The organism is Paenibacillus taichungensis, from assembly GCF_003287275.1.
In the GTDB taxonomy this organism is placed as follows: Bacteria; Bacillota; Bacilli; order Paenibacillales; family Paenibacillaceae; genus Paenibacillus; species Paenibacillus taichungensis_A.
In genome coordinates, this window is sequence record NZ_QEVW01000011.1 from 64,172 (window position 1) to 79,396 (window position 15,225).

At 45.4% G+C, this 15,225-nt stretch carries 26 protein-coding genes and 1 pseudogene; 25 read left to right on the forward strand and 2 right to left on the reverse strand.

Annotated elements, in window-relative coordinates; all coding sequences use genetic code 11:
- Positions 1 to 7: 7 nt before the first annotated feature.
- The 17 genes from DC345_RS18100 to DC345_RS18160 all read left to right on the forward strand — a co-directional run bounded on the left by DC345_RS18100 (position 8) and on the right by DC345_RS18160 (position 7,424).
- Entirely contained in the window at positions 8 to 994 is a 987-nt protein-coding gene (locus DC345_RS18100) for a helix-turn-helix domain-containing protein (RefSeq protein ID WP_113054244.1), read from the forward strand.
- A complete protein-coding gene (locus tag DC345_RS18105; RefSeq protein ID WP_113054245.1) occupies positions 987 to 1,328 on the forward strand; it encodes a replicative helicase loader/inhibitor in 342 nt (113 codons plus the stop codon). Before DC345_RS18100 ends, DC345_RS18105 begins: the two co-directional genes overlap by 8 nt.
- Positions 1,291 to 2,724, forward strand: coding sequence for a replicative DNA helicase (gene dnaB / locus DC345_RS18110; protein WP_113054246.1), 1,434 nt, complete (start codon positions 1,291 to 1,293; stop codon positions 2,722 to 2,724). The genes DC345_RS18105 and dnaB overlap by 38 nt, the downstream gene beginning before the upstream one ends.
- A 12-nt stretch (positions 2,725 to 2,736) precedes the next feature.
- A complete protein-coding gene (locus tag DC345_RS31780) occupies positions 2,737 to 2,895 on the forward strand; it encodes a DUF6906 family protein (protein WP_181586637.1) in 159 nt (52 codons plus the stop codon).
- A 38-nt stretch (positions 2,896 to 2,933) separates the two neighbouring features.
- Positions 2,934 to 3,083 (forward strand): hypothetical protein, encoded by a 150-nt coding sequence (locus DC345_RS18115; RefSeq protein ID WP_258530707.1) that lies wholly within the window; start codon positions 2,934 to 2,936, stop codon positions 3,081 to 3,083.
- Positions 3,071 to 3,229 (forward strand): hypothetical protein, encoded by a 159-nt coding sequence (locus DC345_RS31785; RefSeq protein WP_181586638.1) that lies wholly within the window; start codon positions 3,071 to 3,073, stop codon positions 3,227 to 3,229. The genes DC345_RS18115 and DC345_RS31785 overlap by 13 nt, the downstream gene beginning before the upstream one ends.
- On the forward strand, positions 3,226 to 3,645 hold the full coding sequence (locus tag DC345_RS18120) for a RusA family crossover junction endodeoxyribonuclease (protein WP_113054248.1): 420 nt from the start codon (positions 3,226 to 3,228) through the stop codon (positions 3,643 to 3,645). The genes DC345_RS31785 and DC345_RS18120 overlap by 4 nt, the downstream gene beginning before the upstream one ends.
- A gap of 21 nt (positions 3,646 to 3,666) precedes the next feature.
- Positions 3,667 to 4,251 (forward strand): hypothetical protein, encoded by a 585-nt coding sequence (locus DC345_RS18125; RefSeq protein ID WP_113054249.1) that lies wholly within the window; start codon positions 3,667 to 3,669, stop codon positions 4,249 to 4,251.
- A 48-nt stretch (positions 4,252 to 4,299) separates the two neighbouring features.
- Positions 4,300 to 4,521 (forward strand): hypothetical protein, encoded by a 222-nt coding sequence (locus DC345_RS32220; RefSeq protein ID WP_113054250.1) that lies wholly within the window; start codon positions 4,300 to 4,302, stop codon positions 4,519 to 4,521.
- 106 nt (positions 4,522 to 4,627) lie between these two features.
- Positions 4,628 to 4,933, forward strand: coding sequence for a hypothetical protein (locus DC345_RS18135; RefSeq protein ID WP_113054251.1), 306 nt, complete (start codon positions 4,628 to 4,630; stop codon positions 4,931 to 4,933).
- Between the two features lie 7 nt (positions 4,934 to 4,940).
- The gene (locus DC345_RS18140) at positions 4,941 to 5,339 is read left to right on the forward strand and encodes a zinc-finger-containing protein (protein ID WP_113054252.1); all 399 of its coding nucleotides are present in this window, start codon (positions 4,941 to 4,943) and stop codon (positions 5,337 to 5,339) included.
- A 4-nt stretch (positions 5,340 to 5,343) separates the two neighbouring features.
- Entirely contained in the window at positions 5,344 to 5,580 is a 237-nt protein-coding gene (locus DC345_RS31520) for a hypothetical protein (protein WP_146752144.1), read from the forward strand.
- A 124-nt stretch (positions 5,581 to 5,704) separates the two neighbouring features.
- A complete protein-coding gene (locus DC345_RS18145; protein ID WP_113054253.1) occupies positions 5,705 to 6,169 on the forward strand; it encodes a YopX family protein in 465 nt (154 codons plus the stop codon).
- A 1-nt stretch (position 6,170) separates the two neighbouring features.
- On the forward strand, positions 6,171 to 6,545 hold the full coding sequence (locus tag DC345_RS18150; protein WP_113054254.1) for a LexA family protein: 375 nt from the start codon (positions 6,171 to 6,173) through the stop codon (positions 6,543 to 6,545).
- Positions 6,545 to 6,727 carry a hypothetical protein gene (locus tag DC345_RS18155; RefSeq protein WP_113054255.1) on the forward strand — a complete coding sequence of 61 codons (183 nt, stop codon included), beginning with the start codon at positions 6,545 to 6,547 and terminating at the stop codon, positions 6,725 to 6,727. The genes DC345_RS18150 and DC345_RS18155 overlap by 1 nt, the downstream gene beginning before the upstream one ends.
- Positions 6,728 to 6,729: 2 nt before the next feature.
- Positions 6,730 to 6,855, forward strand: a complete 126-nt coding sequence (locus DC345_RS32225) for a hypothetical protein (protein WP_258530708.1) — start codon at positions 6,730 to 6,732, stop codon at positions 6,853 to 6,855.
- An 83-nt stretch (positions 6,856 to 6,938) separates the two neighbouring features.
- On the forward strand, positions 6,939 to 7,424 hold the full coding sequence (locus DC345_RS18160) for an ArpU family phage packaging/lysis transcriptional regulator (RefSeq protein WP_113054256.1): 486 nt from the start codon (positions 6,939 to 6,941) through the stop codon (positions 7,422 to 7,424).
- A 97-nt stretch (positions 7,425 to 7,521) separates the two neighbouring features.
- Here DC345_RS18160 and DC345_RS18165 read toward each other — a convergent pair whose 3' ends face one another.
- Both DC345_RS18165 and DC345_RS18170 read right to left on the reverse strand, forming a co-directional pair.
- Positions 7,522 to 7,974, reverse strand: a complete 453-nt coding sequence (locus tag DC345_RS18165; RefSeq protein WP_113054257.1) for a hypothetical protein — start codon at positions 7,972 to 7,974, stop codon at positions 7,522 to 7,524.
- A 38-nt stretch (positions 7,975 to 8,012) separates the two neighbouring features.
- Complete coding sequence (locus tag DC345_RS18170) at positions 8,013 to 8,456, reverse strand: cupredoxin domain-containing protein (protein ID WP_113054258.1); 444 nt, start codon at positions 8,454 to 8,456, stop codon at positions 8,013 to 8,015.
- Positions 8,457 to 9,271: 815 nt separating this feature from the next.
- Here DC345_RS18170 and DC345_RS18175 point away from each other — a divergent pair.
- The 8 genes and pseudogenes from DC345_RS18175 to DC345_RS18210 form a co-directional block, all read left to right on the forward strand.
- Positions 9,272 to 9,913: a DUF4760 domain-containing protein gene (locus DC345_RS18175; protein ID WP_113054259.1), complete on the forward strand. Its 642-nt coding sequence runs from the start codon at positions 9,272 to 9,274 to the stop codon at positions 9,911 to 9,913.
- 479 nt (positions 9,914 to 10,392) lie between these two features.
- Positions 10,393 to 10,899 (forward strand): hypothetical protein, encoded by a 507-nt coding sequence (locus tag DC345_RS18180; protein WP_113054260.1) that lies wholly within the window; start codon positions 10,393 to 10,395, stop codon positions 10,897 to 10,899.
- Between the two features lie 63 nt (positions 10,900 to 10,962).
- Positions 10,963 to 12,267 (forward strand): site-specific DNA-methyltransferase, encoded by a 1,305-nt coding sequence (locus DC345_RS18185; RefSeq protein ID WP_113054261.1) that lies wholly within the window; start codon positions 10,963 to 10,965, stop codon positions 12,265 to 12,267.
- A 135-nt stretch (positions 12,268 to 12,402) separates the two neighbouring features.
- On the forward strand, positions 12,403 to 12,612 hold the full coding sequence (locus DC345_RS18190; RefSeq protein WP_113054262.1) for a hypothetical protein: 210 nt from the start codon (positions 12,403 to 12,405) through the stop codon (positions 12,610 to 12,612).
- A 76-nt stretch (positions 12,613 to 12,688) separates the two neighbouring features.
- Positions 12,689 to 12,952 carry a hypothetical protein gene (locus DC345_RS18195; RefSeq protein ID WP_113054263.1) on the forward strand — a complete coding sequence of 88 codons (264 nt, stop codon included), beginning with the start codon at positions 12,689 to 12,691 and terminating at the stop codon, positions 12,950 to 12,952.
- 64 nt (positions 12,953 to 13,016) lie between these two features.
- A complete protein-coding gene (locus tag DC345_RS18200) occupies positions 13,017 to 13,286 on the forward strand; it encodes a hypothetical protein (RefSeq protein WP_113054264.1) in 270 nt (89 codons plus the stop codon).
- Between the two features lie 57 nt (positions 13,287 to 13,343).
- Positions 13,344 to 14,237, forward strand: a complete 894-nt coding sequence (gene terS, locus DC345_RS18205; protein ID WP_113054265.1) for a phage terminase small subunit — start codon at positions 13,344 to 13,346, stop codon at positions 14,235 to 14,237.
- Positions 14,231 to 15,225: pseudogene (locus DC345_RS18210) on the forward strand (DNA packaging protein); the annotation flags it as partial. The gene terS and the pseudogene DC345_RS18210, both read left to right, overlap by 7 nt.

Sequence of the window (15,225 nt, forward strand, 5' to 3'; positions counted from 1 at the left end):
GAACGGCATGCCAGAAGGCAGTTACCCGTTTCCGATCTACTCCGGCATCTTGGAGCCAGACCACTACAAGAACATAGGCAACGCGATATGGCTTTTCCTCTGGTGCATCAGTTCAACTACGAAGGAGATTCAGGAAGAGGAAACTGTCTGGGGCGTTGTCCTCGGCGGTAAGCCAATGAAGCTGTCTGAGATAGCCGGTTATTTCGGAGTTAATGACAAGACCGTCAGCAGATGGATGGATGCACTTGAACAACATCAGTACATCAATGTGACCAGGGCACCAAGAGGATTGATCCTGAAGGTTCGAAATTCCAAAAAGAGATCAGACAGAAATGTCCGATCAGTCGAAAGTGAACGGACAAAAGTGTCCGATCATGAAGTCAGTGATAAGACAAATATGTCCGATCACAATCACGGTGATCAGACAATATTGTCCGATCAGTCGCCTAGTGATCAGACAGAAATGTCCGATCACACAGCAAATTGGGGTAGTGATCGGACAAAACTGTCCGTTCTAAAAGATAGTACTACTATTACTACTACAACTACTACTTGTGAAGATTCATGGGATAACATATTGAATCCTGTTCCATCCGGAGACGGTGGAGTGATTGAAATATTGGATGCTTATTGCAAGATGAACAACAAACTTGATATTCATGTTTCTCAAAACGAACGTGTAGCCATGGGTAAGATGGTCGCCGGAGGTACGCCTAACCCTTTTACCATCCAAACTATGGCAAGCCTGCTTCAGGCAAAACGTCAACGTGAGGGAGAGAGTTTCACAATGCCTAAGAGCTTTTTGTATTACGTCGAGGGTATTGAACAAGCTTGGAAAATTCATCAAACCCCGGAACAGCAGCAGCCATTTAAACCTGCTTTGGTTCCAAACGTACAAGCGCCAGCGGCTACTCAGCCGCGCAGATTAAGCCGTCAGCAACAGGAACTCGCAGATCTAAGGCGGCGAGCGGAGGAGGAACGTAAGCGTGGATAGAGCAGAAATTTTTGACTTGCTGATCGAGATCAAGGAGAACTATCCCCATTTCGACGTGAGTGAGGAAAATGTGGATCGTCACATGAAGTATCTGCATGACTTCTCGTTTGAAGCAGCTCAGAAAAACCTTCAAGAGCATGTACGGACAGGGAAGTGGCCACCGAACATCGCTGAGATTCGCGGCAATTTGGGAGATCAGGAAGCCCGGCAACGTGAGCTGGAGGCAACCAGAGCGTACCTGGATCAACGAGAAGCTAACCGGGCAAAGGCAACACTGCCCCCCGCAGGATGGAAGGATGGTTTACTTGCAAAACTTCGCAATACCAGGGATTGATCTGCCACAGAACATTGAGACCGAGCAAGCTATATTGGGTGCGGCACTCATTGATGTTGAAATGGCCGAAGAAATCGCCACTAAACTTGATTCAGATGAATTCTTCAGCGCAAAGCATCGCATGATTTTTCAGTCACTCGTGGAACTGGCAGAGAATCAGGAACCTGTTGATTTGGTAACAGTGGTCGGGAGACTCAAAGACAAGGGTGAGCTAGATGATATTGGCGGTGTAACTTATCTTTCCGAATTGGCAGGTTCAGTTCCAAAGGCGTCCAGCGTTGATCACTACAATCAGTACATCCATCAGCTGAAAGATACCGCGATTCGTCGGGATTTCATCCGGACAAGCATGCTGCAGATTCAACAAGCTGCGGCAGGGACTGAGGTTCCAAAACTTTTGGCTAGTGCTCATCAAACTAATGCGAAACTAGCAGACAGAGCAGCGCCTGAACAAGACTTCAAGCCGATTCAATCAGTGTTGGTCGAATTCGTGGAAACGACTGAAACCAAGGCAACCAACTTAAAAAATGGCATTGTCACTGGCTTACAGACAGGTTTCGCTGATCTTGACGGCATCACAGGCGGTTTACAAAAGACGGATCTCATTATCGTTGCAGCGCGTCCTTCGGTTGGGAAGACTGCTTTTGCGCTCAACCTTGCACAGAACGTGGCGATTAAGACGGATGAGACTGTAGCGATTTTCAGTTTGGAGATGTCAGCGGGTCAGTTAGTGCAGCGGATGGTCAGTGCAGAAGGCAACTTGAATGCCAGTGTGATGAAGAGCGGGGATTTGATGGATCAAGACTGGACAATCCTCGCAGATGCGGTTGGCACATTGGGCGCAACTAATATTTTCATTGATGATTCGCCAGGCATAACGGTTCAAGACATTTGTTCCAAATGCCGCAGGCTCAAAAAGGAAAAGGGCCTTGGGCTGATCGTCATCGATTACCTGCAGCTGATTGAGGTGACCGGACGTTCTAAAGCTGGCGAGAACCGGCAGCAGGAAGTTTCCCTTATTTCTCGGACATTGAAACAATTGGCCAAAGAAATGGATGCTCCCATTGTTGCTTTATCCCAGCTCAGCCGTGCAGTCGAACAACGCCAGGACAAACGGCCAATGATGAGTGATCTTCGTGAATCTGGTTCGATTGAGCAAGATGCCGACATCGTATCGTTCTTGTACCGGGACGACTACTACAACCAGGAGTCGGAGAAGAAGAACATCATCGAGATCATCATCGGTAAACAACGGAATGGTCCCGTGGGTACCGTCGAACTTGTCTTCCTGAAACAGTTTAATAAATTCGTCAATTACCAACGCACTCATAACGATTCATTCGGACCAAAACCCCCACAACAGCCCCAAAACATTGAACAACGCCAATGGGCGTAAGGAGGAACGGACATGAAACAAGGTAAACGGCCGACAAAGCGGCAGAAGATGGAGATCAAGGTGAACGGCCTGAACGCTGACAACTGGTTAGTTGAAAGAGATCTGCCATCCATGATGGTGATCGTTCATCGCTTTTCTGGTAAATCACGTACGATCCGGCGGGGAGCATGATGGTCAGTCCCTATACAAGATGGTCGGTGTCAGAATACATGAGACATCGGTTTATGAATACGGGACAAGTGCCTGACCAGGACGAGCTGCAAACGGAATTTGCGGGGATTGATCAAACTGAGCTCCATGAAGGGATCGATGAGTTTGATGCAATTGTCGGAACTGGAGGTGCAGCATGCGAAAGCTGATTGATCCGCACCATCAGACACATCTGAGTTACGCCGTACGCGATGAAGATGGACGTAAGCTGGCTGAGGTGTTTGTCATTAAGCGGGACATGTTGCCAGCAAGGCAACGGCGTAAGGAAACTATGAAAGGACGGCGGCGCACATGATCACTTTCACGGTATATGGGGAACCGGTGGCGCAGGGGCGACCCCGGGCTTCCACGCAAGGCGGGTTCGTGAGAATGTACGACCCTGAGAAATCGAAGGATTACAAGGATTATGTCCGAATGGCTGCCGCCGAACATGCACCCAGTGCATTGTTGGAAGGGCCGCTCGGAATGATGCTGACAGTGTACAGGTCAATTCCTAAATCCTTCAGCAAGAAGAAAGCAGCATTGGCTGAGGTCGGGGAGATCCGGCCAGTCAGCAAGCCAGACGTGGACAATTACCTGAAAGGCGTAAAGGATGCACTTAAAGGAATCGTCTGGAAGGATGACAGTCAAGTGGTTGAAGTGTTTGCTCAGAAGCGGTACAGTTCCCGACCGCGTATCGAAGTGAAAATCAAGGACTTATCAAAATCATAAAATTCGAGGAGATGAATGATCATGGCAAATGATTTCGCAAAATTTATGGCAACTACGGACAAGAAAATTGTATTCGGTGATAAGGATGTTGAGCTGAAGCTGACAATTCCTCACAAGGTGGCGCAGCAAAACCTTCAATTCCTGACAGGCTGCTTGAACAAAGAGATTCATGTCATTCTGGGAGATCCGCAAGCCGCATTTGATTTCGATGACGAAGAACGTGATGATATGTACCGCAAATGGAATGGCCACCGCGTCACGACTGATCAGTCTGGTGTAGTTACTAAGATTGAAAAGCCAGGAGACGAACCTGAGCAGGACGAGAATCAAGCTCAGATGCTTGGTCCAGATGGAGAACCGATTCAACCAGAGGAGCCGACTGGAGAAGATGAGGAAACGGAGAACGGCGATGGACAGCCTACTGTTACGCCATCAGGTGGAGAAGATCCAGGTACCGATTCCGATGACCCTTACGGCGATAATGATAACGACGATATCCCGGACTGGATGAAAGGGGTGGATGATCGGACCGGATCGAAGGAAATGGACTTTACTTCTGAAGAATCACAAGGCGATCATCAGCAGCCAGCAGATCAACAACAGTAAGAGAATCAAGATCCGCCTGCAGGTGAAGTAGAAGGGGCTTCTGGTGAGGTGGACAAGGATACGCTTGAACAGTACATCATCACTGAACGTCCTACCTTCCCTGACATGCCACTTGATTTCCCGAACCTCTTCCAACAGAAACGGGATCAAGGAGTTACATGGCGTGAGATCGCCAACAGTGTTGGTATGACATCGGGTCAACTCAGCGGCAAACTGACCAAGTACAAGGAACGTGTTAAAGAGCAAATGGCAGGTAGCGGGGTAGCATAACCCCTTCATATAGCAGCGTCCCCCGGTCGATCGTTGGCCGGGGTGACCAGCTGCATGCATCAAACAGAACGTATGATCTTAGATTGACCAAGAAAGGGGCATTAAAATGGAACTTGGAGCGAATCAAATTGAAGTAGGAGAACAGTACATTCTTATTGAGGAACCTTTCTATGGGGCTATTGTAACTATCTTAATCGACGAGAGCGGAAAATCTCCTAATTGGGTCGGCTGGATAGTTCGAGTCGATGAGAATCTCGCCGGGATGGAACAACCAATTGGCAAGGAAATCACTGTTGGTTGGAATAAGGAATACAAACATTATTGTCCTGCTAAGTTTTACGCTTTGGAAGTAAAATCGCCACCGATTGAAAGCCTTGTAACAAAAAAGAATTCGATCAGATCGGAGGCGTAAGAAAAAAATGAGAATCGCCGGTTATCCAATTCCCGTCATTTGCTCTTACTGCAGTTGTGACGTTATCTATACCAGCAATTCCGTGATATATGGCAAGGAGTATGGAAACGGCCGAGTGTACAAATGCACGGGCTGTGATGCATATGTAGGGGTTCATACGGGGACAAGTATCCCGCTCGGACGTTTGGCCAACAAAGAGTTGCGGCAGCTCAAAAAGAAATGTCATACCCTATTCGATCCCGCTTGGAAAAGCAAGAAGGTTAAACGCCGCCAGGCATACAGCATTTTGGCTTTCAAGTTGGGCATTCCCGTTAATGAATGTCACTTCGGATGGTTTGACAAGGAATTGTTGACCAAAGCGATTAACATTCTCCAGCAGTCGGAGTGGCACAACATTAGGAGCTGATGACATGGCCATAAATTCCGATGTAATCAAGCTGATTAACCGAACGCTTACCCCGCTAATCGATTCCGGTTGTCACATCGATAAGATAAAAATGGTCGTGGCTGAAGGTACTGAACTTGAAAAGCAAGGAACGGTTCAGACATGGTATGGAACTTTACGAGTCGAAGCAGGAGACCGCGTGCCACAGGGACGAGCTTACCTTATTGAAGATCGGTACCAGGGCTTCGCATGGGTAAAGTAATTGACTACCGCGATATCTACGAACGATTAAAGGATGTTGTCGCTGATAGATGGAGCCCGGATCTGGATCGATTTGGGAAGCTGTATGAATGGAAGTTGAATGATAAGAGAGAGGATGAACGGTCATGAGTGAAGCAAAGGCACCTCGCGCCTGGTATAAACCCTTAAGAATTATGATCCAACCAGAAAACGTAGAAAGCATCAATTTTGAAACTAAAGTAATAGGCGTTTACCTGGAGATGGACGGCAGAGGGTTTCACCGTCTCCGGCTGAGTGACTTCGAATTAATGTGGCCGACTGGAGTTAAGGACCAGACAGGTACATCAATATATGAAAGAGATATCGCTGAACAAACATATCATGTGCCATACGGTAATGTTCATGAAGGTACGGATGGTTCTTATGATGGTCACCATACAGGTGAAGTGGTCATAACATCTCGGGGAGTTTGTTTGAGAAACCCGTTGCATTATTCAATGGACACTGATGAAACAAAGGTAGTTAAAGCCTATAAGCAAGTGGCGGGTTATCGTACCAAAGTCATCGGAAACATATATCAACACCCGAATCTGTTGAAAGGAGAGAGTTAGGATGGCTACGAAAGCAACTTTAGAGAAGACCCTCAGCCGACGTCAAAAGGACGTTTACGAGTATGTACGGATGTTCATTGAAGATAACGGGTACAGCCCGACAATCAGGGAAATTGCAGATGGGATTATGTTGTCATCTGCTTCAACGGTCCACTCACATGTGAATTCACTTATTCGCAAAGGGTATCTGACCCATTCATCAGGCGGCGTTCGTACCCTGGCATTGACCAAGAAGGGCAAACGGCCAAAGGTTGTAACTCAAGCGGGTATCATGAGATGGATTCAAGATAAAGGCATTGAAGAAACAAATGATGGGGCTGTATATAACTTGCTGGCCGATCTGCAGGAAGGCATTCAAACGGGGAGGATTTCCTAATGGTAGATTATCGCAAAGTAGAAAAGACAACATGGACCAAAGAGCGGATTGAGCAGCATCTGAAGGCCATCGGAGCTGAGCATCCACCAGAACGGCCGGACAAGCTGCAGAAGGCAGTTACTGCCCCGCAGCAACGTTACGGCAGCCAGCGCAAGTATCATAAGCGAGGAGGTGAGTGGTAGGTTTGGATAGAGACTATAGAGCATTATTGTTGGAATATGGATATCCGCAAGACTTGGTAAGCGGATGGAGCGCAGAGGATTGCGCAGCCGAATGGGATGAATTTTGTAGCGAAGTCATTCCGGAATAACAATATCCCCCGCAAGCTTGCCGGCACGTCGGGGGACACATTGAATTAACTCACCAAATTATACCACGGGTGAGGGGATCATAATGGGGAAAAGAAGAAAAAACAACTTACAACTGACGTTTAACATACTGCCGATCAACGAAAGAGCAACCCGCCGCGCTGTGGAGGAATATTTGGAAACGGTTCGTCAGTACCGGCAGATCGGATTCACACGGCGAGAGGCAGCGATCACGCAAGCATATGTCTATAGAGAGCACCAATCTACAAATTCAATCAGCAAACAAACCGAGAATATCGCTATATATAATGTGGATAGAGAAGCGGAACTAATTAGGATGGATGAAGCACTTGAAATTGTAATGAACAGACTCTCAAGTTCGCAACGTGAAGTTATTCAGCGTAGTTATCTGGATAATGAGGGGGAGTTCGATTATATTAGTTGCGGAGAGATGGGGGTAAGCGAAAGCACATTTAGAAGAATTAAGCTTGAGGCAGTTAACATCTTGGCAACTGCATTGGGGCTGGAAGTATCGAAAGACATTGTGGGTATTAAGGAATCTGTTTGCTAATATAAAATAAGGGGAAAGCTTGTGAGTTCATGAGCTTTCCCCTTATTGCGTGTAATCCAGCCAAAAGAAAAGTTGATCTCAAGATAAACTGAAATTATTAATCATCGGAATAAACTGTAGCATTGAAACTCTCTGGGCCTAGCCGGACATTAGTCACATCGTATATCGGATTATAGGTGAACGTGGCGTAAACGGAGTAGACAAGTTGACCGTTACTTGGTGCAGGTATATTAAAGTCTGATCCAGTAAAGCTGAACACGCAAGGGCTGAAAAAAGGATTAGATAAAACAATAGTTCCAGCACGGTAAACGAGTTGTTGTGAAGCACCTAAACCTCGATAAACTTCAATGACTAAATCTCCGTTAACAGGCAACTGATTGGCAGTAAGTTCAACAACACCAGAAAAAAATGTTCGGATCCACGTTCCTGGATTATTAACCTGCAGGCCTACTTGGGCGAATAAGAGAGGAACCCCATTAGTAAAGCTAGGCGTTACCATATTTTGGCCATTAGACCCTTGTGAGGTTCTTGCATCTAATGTTTTAACCACATGACATCCTCCTTCCTAAACCTCATTTGAGAATCGAATTAATCATCACTGTAAGCAACAGCATTGAAGCATTCAGGTCCGTTACGGGTGGCTTGTTCTATTCCAGCAGGAGCAAAAGTCACATAACAAGAATAGACGAGTTGACCAGACGGTGGGGCTGGCACATTATAATCAGAGCCTTCAAAACTGGCAATAACGATTCCCGCATTCGGGAATACAGGTTTGGAAACTACATATACGGGCGTACCAGTATTAGTGGAGCCCCTGTAAATTGCAAACTGAACGGAAGAAGGGGATGAAGATAAATTCGTCACTGAGATTTGATAGGTTCCGTTAAACTGTATTCGAATTAATGGCCCAGGACTGAAAATGTTTAAACCCAGGATACCAACTAAAGTTGGCGTGTTTGCAGGTAGTGGAATATTAAGTGGAGAACCTCCGTTAGATCCAAGAGATGTACGTGCATCGAGCGTACGAACCATTTCCATTCCTCCAATCTATCATTTTGAAATATGGTATGCTTCTAGTTTGAAAGAGTTATCCGCATAATGGTAATTTATTTCTTGTGACTGATTATTGACTGAGTTTTGATAGATTAGTGGCAGTTCGTTGGACTTTAGACGTGATATATTTGTATTGTGGAAATTGAGCGAGAATGAAACGCACAGCTGCAATAGCGGCATATGACTGGGGCGTTCCTCTTCTCGCCTTTTTCTACTGCTTGGTTGTTAAATTATCGAAATTGATGCAATTTGGTTGTAATGATCATGTCGAGGTAATGCTCGATATGGTCCAAATGCAAATTAGCAAGCAATAAGCAGGAAATGACGGGTTTGTTCCAGATCATCGGGACTCACCCGTTTTCTGTTCCTTGACCCGCATTTGGTAGCTCCAGTAAAATGGTCTTGTTCTTCCTCTATAGTTACATAGTACGTATGCATTTAAAGCAAAGAGCGCAGCGTTTTTGCTGCGGACGGTACGGACGCCAATCTTTTAAAAGCGTCACACGATTCGCCAAAAGCGTCATTATATAGCCAGAAAACGTAATTCGATTAGCCATTATTGTACATATAACAGCCAAAGTCGTTCCTTCACTGGATCGGCTTTTTTTATTGGAGGAATTGAAGTGATAAGCAGAAGACGGAAGAAGATACGCATTCGTCCCAACAAGCAGCCTGAGAAATGCAAAGGTTGTGTATGGGGCAGATGGGATGGAGTGAAGCAGTTTTGTAGTAGACCCGCTTGTCCAAAGGAGGTAAAATATACCTAATGACATAGAGAATATGGGGGATGCTGGTTGACGTACGAAGACTTAAAGGACTATTTAGAGTTTGCGTATTACGTTAGTTCTATTTTGCTTTTGATTGGATTGATCGTAGCAATTCGACAACTTCGCTTGGTTAAAAAAGACATGAAGGATAGAAATCACAGAGCTGCAGTGGAAAAAAGCGTTGAACATTTAACATACTATGCTCAAAAATTTATTCCTGCATATTCTAAGTATAGGGAGGATTTAAAAAAGGAAGTACCCAAAAGAATAGATACTTCTGATTTATTTGATGGAAAATTCTATCATGACATTAAAACTCTTGATAAAAGACTTGTCGTTGAGTTAATTATTCAGCAGGATTGTGGGATATCGCAATTATTTAATGAATTGGAGTTTTTCAGTATTGCTGTTTTGGAGGGGCTAGTAGTGGAAGAAATAATGTACTCCCCTGTTGCAAAGGCATATTGTCAAATGATTGAAAATGAACATGTAATCTTATCCGTTATGCGAAGTAAGGGGGCGCCCTTTAAAAATGTTATTGAACTGTATCGAAAATGGAAAGATCGCGAAGAGGTTGAGGAATACCAGTTGCAAATTAAAGACGCTAAGAATAAAATAAAGTTGAAGGGAAATTCTTATAAGAGTAAACCACCGATTGGCACTAACTAATGTTCCTTTTGAGGAGGAAATAATTTATGGTTGAAAAATTGATGAAACTTCCATTAGACGAATTACAGGAATTGTTTGAAGAAAACCTTAGAGAAGCTGAGGGTAAAATTGTTCAATTTCAAACTGAAGGTCAAGATGACTAAAAGCACCCATTGTGGTGCTTTTTCTTTTGCTCTCATACGAGGTAATCTAGCCGTTTTAAGCTTGTTTATATGAGAACTTCCGTTTGCAGGGATCAGTTCATTGAAGAGCGGAGAACAGCGTCTGAGTGAGCGTACGCATGCATATGATGGTCACCCAAACGTTGAAACCAACTCAACACAAATAAAAGAGATATGGAAGTCGATCATATTTATCTATATAATTTGTACTAGAGATATAAATAAGTAAAATATGAAATTATTGTAACATCTATATTAGGAAAATAATGTATTATAAATTTGCAGGAAAAAAATTACATAATTTTTGGAGGAGATTCTATGAACAAGAAAAAGTTGTCTGCAGCAATCCTTGCAACTGCTATGTTGACCCTTACTTCGGTTGCATCTGCAGCTGAAGTAGTCAAAGGAAATCCTAATCAACAGCCTTCTGTTTCTACAACAGTAAGTGGAGCTACACAAGAATATGTGGATATTAGAACAAAAGTTATTGATGAAGCCATATTTTATCCAATGGACGCAATTTTGATTAGCAATGTTACTCATACAGGTAGTACCGCCTATAAAGGTGAGTTTACAACTGCAAAAGGTAATGGCGATCAACTCAACGTTTGGGTTAATAATAAGGCATCTACGCCTGTGTATGTAACAATTAGTCGTGACGGAACTGATATTCACAGTAGTTACAAGTTGGATGGGGGTGCCCAAAAAACCTTTAACTTTATTCAGTATGTTCCAGAAGGTGGAATTACCGGGAATTGGAAGGTTTATGTTTATAACAGTGACGGCTCCAAATATAACTTGAATATTAACGCCAGACAATTTTAATATTATTAACTCTTAAAAGCACCCGACAAGGTGCTTTTTTTATTGGACTTGGAGGTAATTGATATGAACATCAGAATCGTGCCTATCGATCAGATTAACGCAGCTGCCTATAACCCCCGTGTTGACCTTCAGCCTGGGGATCTGGAATATGAGAAGCTTCGCCGCAGCATAGAGGAATTTGGATATGTCGAGCCGATTGTCTGGAACGAACGCACAGGAAACATGGTGGGAGGCCATCAACGGTATAAGATAATGGTCAACGAGCTTGGCCACACTGAGCTGCAGGTATCCGTGGTGGATCTCGACGATCAGCAGGAACGACTACTGAATGTTGCTTTGAATAAGGTGTCAGGGCGCTGGGATGATGAAGCTTTGGGCAGGCTGTTGGACGAGTTACAGGAAAGCGGGGCAGATTTAACACTGTCAGGCTTCGACCAGGAGGAATTCGAGGATCTGATCGCGGAATTCGGCACAATGCCGGACACGGAGATTGAGGAACCCGTCGTTGAGGATGATTTTGACGTTCAAGGTGCATTGGACAATATTCATGAGCCTGAGACACAGCGGGGTGATATCTGGCAGCTTGGCCCACACCGTTTAATGTGCGGGGATTCGACTAGCGAGGAGGACGTCGGTTGTTTGATGGATGGGGAGCTGGCCGACTTGGTAGTGACGGACCCACCTTATAATGTTGCTATAGAAAGTGATTCGGCCCGTTTGGCTGCTGATGGACGGAGTAGCATACTGAATGATGATATGCCCGCAGAGGAATTTGTGGGCTTTTTGCATGCAGTTTTTGAACGGTATTCGAGCTTGATGGGTCCAGCAGCAGGTATTTATGTTTTCCATCCCTCTTCCTATCAACGTGAATTCGAAGACGCCATGAATACTGCAGGTATTGTTGTTCGGAGCCAGTGCGTGTGGGTTAAGAACGCAGCATCGTTCGGCTGGTCGCAGTATCGTTGGCAGCATGAACCTGTTTTCTATGCCCACTTGAAGAAGAAGGCCCCTTCTTGGTATGGGGATCGCCGGCAAAGCACAGTTTGGCGAGCAGGTCTACCCGTCGAAGAGGCTGAACCATCAACGGTTTGGGAAGTATCCCGCGGGGATGTTGGCAAGTACGTCCATCCCACGCAGAAGCCGCTGGAACTATTGGCCATACCAATTAAAAACAGTAGCCGACCTGGGAACATCGTTGTGGATCTCTTCGGAGGCAGCGGGTCCACGCTGATGACTTGTGATCAAATGGATCGACCTTGCAGGACTATGGAGATTGATCCGAAGTTTTGCGATGTAATTAAGCGGCGTTACCAGGAGTCTACCGGCATTGAGCCAGTACTCATTCATCGTGTTGTTCCCGCGACATAATTAAAAGGAGGACGCTGTAACGTCCTCCCATCAACCCAGGGTATCCCCCGGATGAGATAGCGGCCCGCCGCGCGCGGCATTTTGCAGACATCCGCTATCTCGCATTCCATCATAACGGAAAGCTGAGGGGTACGCATGAGAACACCAGATGAAGATTTATTGCAACATGAACTCGCTGTAATGGAAGGTATCCTTGAGAGTAAAGAACAATACAGGAAGATCGTAAAGGCATCTATTGCCCAGTGGGTTAAAGACCTGCAGGCTGGAAATATAAAGATGCAGACTGTTCAGGATCTGGAACGGCTCATAGAGTTGGATATCAAGCTTCAACAGGACGAGGTATAAATTCAATCGAAATATCCACCACCATTCCTCATATAATTTCCATATATATTCTAAATATGAATGGGGAGGAAAGCTGGTGGGTGATCAATATATTCAGAAAATGATAGATATTTTAACTGAAGCTTTTAATCAGATTACTGAATTGGATAAGGAAGCAAGAGGTTATAGATATGCTGAGGGTTATTTTCAACCAGTAAGTCCTGAGACGCTAACTAAATATGTGCAATCTAAAGACTTTCATTTAGATGAGTTGCAAAGGACGATTTCGAAAAGAATAGAAGAATTAGCTTATCTAATTCTAAAACATGAGAAATATGTTGAGAATAAAACTGATTCCTGAGACAACCTATTAGGGTTGTCTTTTATTGTTGTCTTTATCTTTTATATAACGAAAGGGTGATGACATGTCCGTTAAAAGCTATCAGAAGATCATTCCGGTTACGGCCATTCAGTTCGAGGGAAACAGCTCGACACATACAGATGAGATCTTCGCTTTTGTTCAGTTTCCCATTTCCATCAATCTGGCCGGGAATGTTGTAGAGCTTCGAGTGATCGTAAACCCGTTGAAACCCTTGGTGGTGCTGGTCGGGGATTACATTGTTAAGGACACAGCGGGGACACTGAAACACATGAAGCAGGATGAGTTTGAATCTGAATACACGTTAATGAAATAGGGGCTGTGACGGGTGAATGTCACGCTCCTTCTTTGTTGGGGGTGGTGATGAATGTAGATGGCCAGAGAGAGAAGTCCCGAACGGGACAAGGCTAAACTGATGTGGCTGGAGAGCGGCGGGAAAATGATGTTAAAAGACATCGCCGCCGCTCTTTCTGTTCCTGAGTCCAGGGTACGCAAATGGAAGTCCATGGATCGTTGGGAAGATGAACTCAATGGGAGCGTTTCGGGGGATTTCAAAGGGAGCGCTCCAAATGGAACGAATGGGAGCGCTCCGAAACCAAGGGGAGCGCCTAAAGGCAACAAGAACGCTATCGGCAACAAAGGTGGTGCTCCACCAGGCAACCAGAACGCTGTGGGGAACCGTGGTGGAGATGGTGGTCCATATCGCAACAAGAAGGCACTCAAGCATGGAGGATATGAAACTATATTCGCTGATACACTTGATGCCGATGAATTGGAACTGCTAGAGCAGATTGACACAGATCCCCTTGCTCAACTTGAAGAACAACTTCGTATGTTAACTTTGCAGGAGATCCGGCATATGAAACGAGTCAAAATGTTGGAAGCCGGGCTAAATGACGAAGAACGTAAGACCAAGCAGGAACTTATGCAACGGAAGGACAAGGTTCCATACACCAGCCCCAAAAGCGGGAAGGCAGTTCAAATACCTGTTGTCACCGAGGGCATGAAAGTGACAGAGATTACTACCGTTGTCACGTCAAAGCTGGACAAAATCTTGAAACAAGAAGACTGGTTGATCCGGACGCGTGACAAGAAGATCCGAGTAATTAACCTTATTGCCAGCTTGCAGCAGGAGGAAGAGAAATTGAGAATCGCCCGTGAACGTCTTGAGTTGGACAAATACAAGGCGCTTGGTCATGGGGATGAGGGCGGGGGCGGAAATGATGTAGACGATGAAGATGACGATGGGGATGATTTAGATTGGTAATCGCACTAGCAAAGGAACACCGTCGTCGAATCAAGCGTAAATTACAGCAGCGTCCGGACAAGCTGGCCGAATTAAAGGAGATTCTGCTTGATTTCGAACAGTTTTGTTACCGCATGCTCAAGATCAAAGACAAGTCCGGGGCCATGGTTCGGTTGATCCTCAATGATGCCCAGCGGCGTTATGCTGCTAAAGTATTCGAGGATCTGGAAGCAGGGAAGCCCGTTCGGATTATCATTCTTAAAGCTCGGCAGATGGGTTTCTCCACGGTGACTGAGGCATTAATCTACTATTTCACGTCTCTACAGGAAGCGAAGAATGCCTTTATTGTTGCTCAGTCCTCAGATGCTTCAAGCAACCTATTCGATATGTTCCAGCTTTATTATGAACGTGTGCCACCAGTGATTCAGCCGATGACTCGCAAGAACAACGCCAAGAAACTGACCTTTGAGAATCCCGCGATCAGGACGGCAGACCGTCGTTTAAATCCGGGGCTTAAATCGAAGATCACCGTTCAGACAGCCGAAAGCCGAGTTCTTGCCCGTTCCGATACGATTCATTATCTTCATGCGTCGGAGGTTGCCTTCTGGCCAGCCAAGAAAAAGAAGCGGCATTTGCTGTCGTTGTTGGCCGCATTATCCAAGGAACCGGGAAGCATCGGAATTATCGAATCTACAGCAAACGGCATGGAAGAGTTCAAGCAAATATGGGATGCAGCTGTTAAGGGCGAGAATGATTTTTCTCCGCTCTTTTTTGCATGGTTCGAGATGCCCGACTATCGCAAGCCCATTCCTCCTGGTTTTGAACTGACTGAAGATGAGTTGGAGCTGAAAGCGAAATACAGGCTGGATGATGAGCAATTGCAATGGCGACGCTACACCATCCGAAACGACTGTGGTGGCGATTCACGGCAATTCGAACAGGAGTATCCTTCTGAACCTGATGAAGCGTTCCTGTTATCTGGGGAAAGCATCTTTGATAACAAATTCAT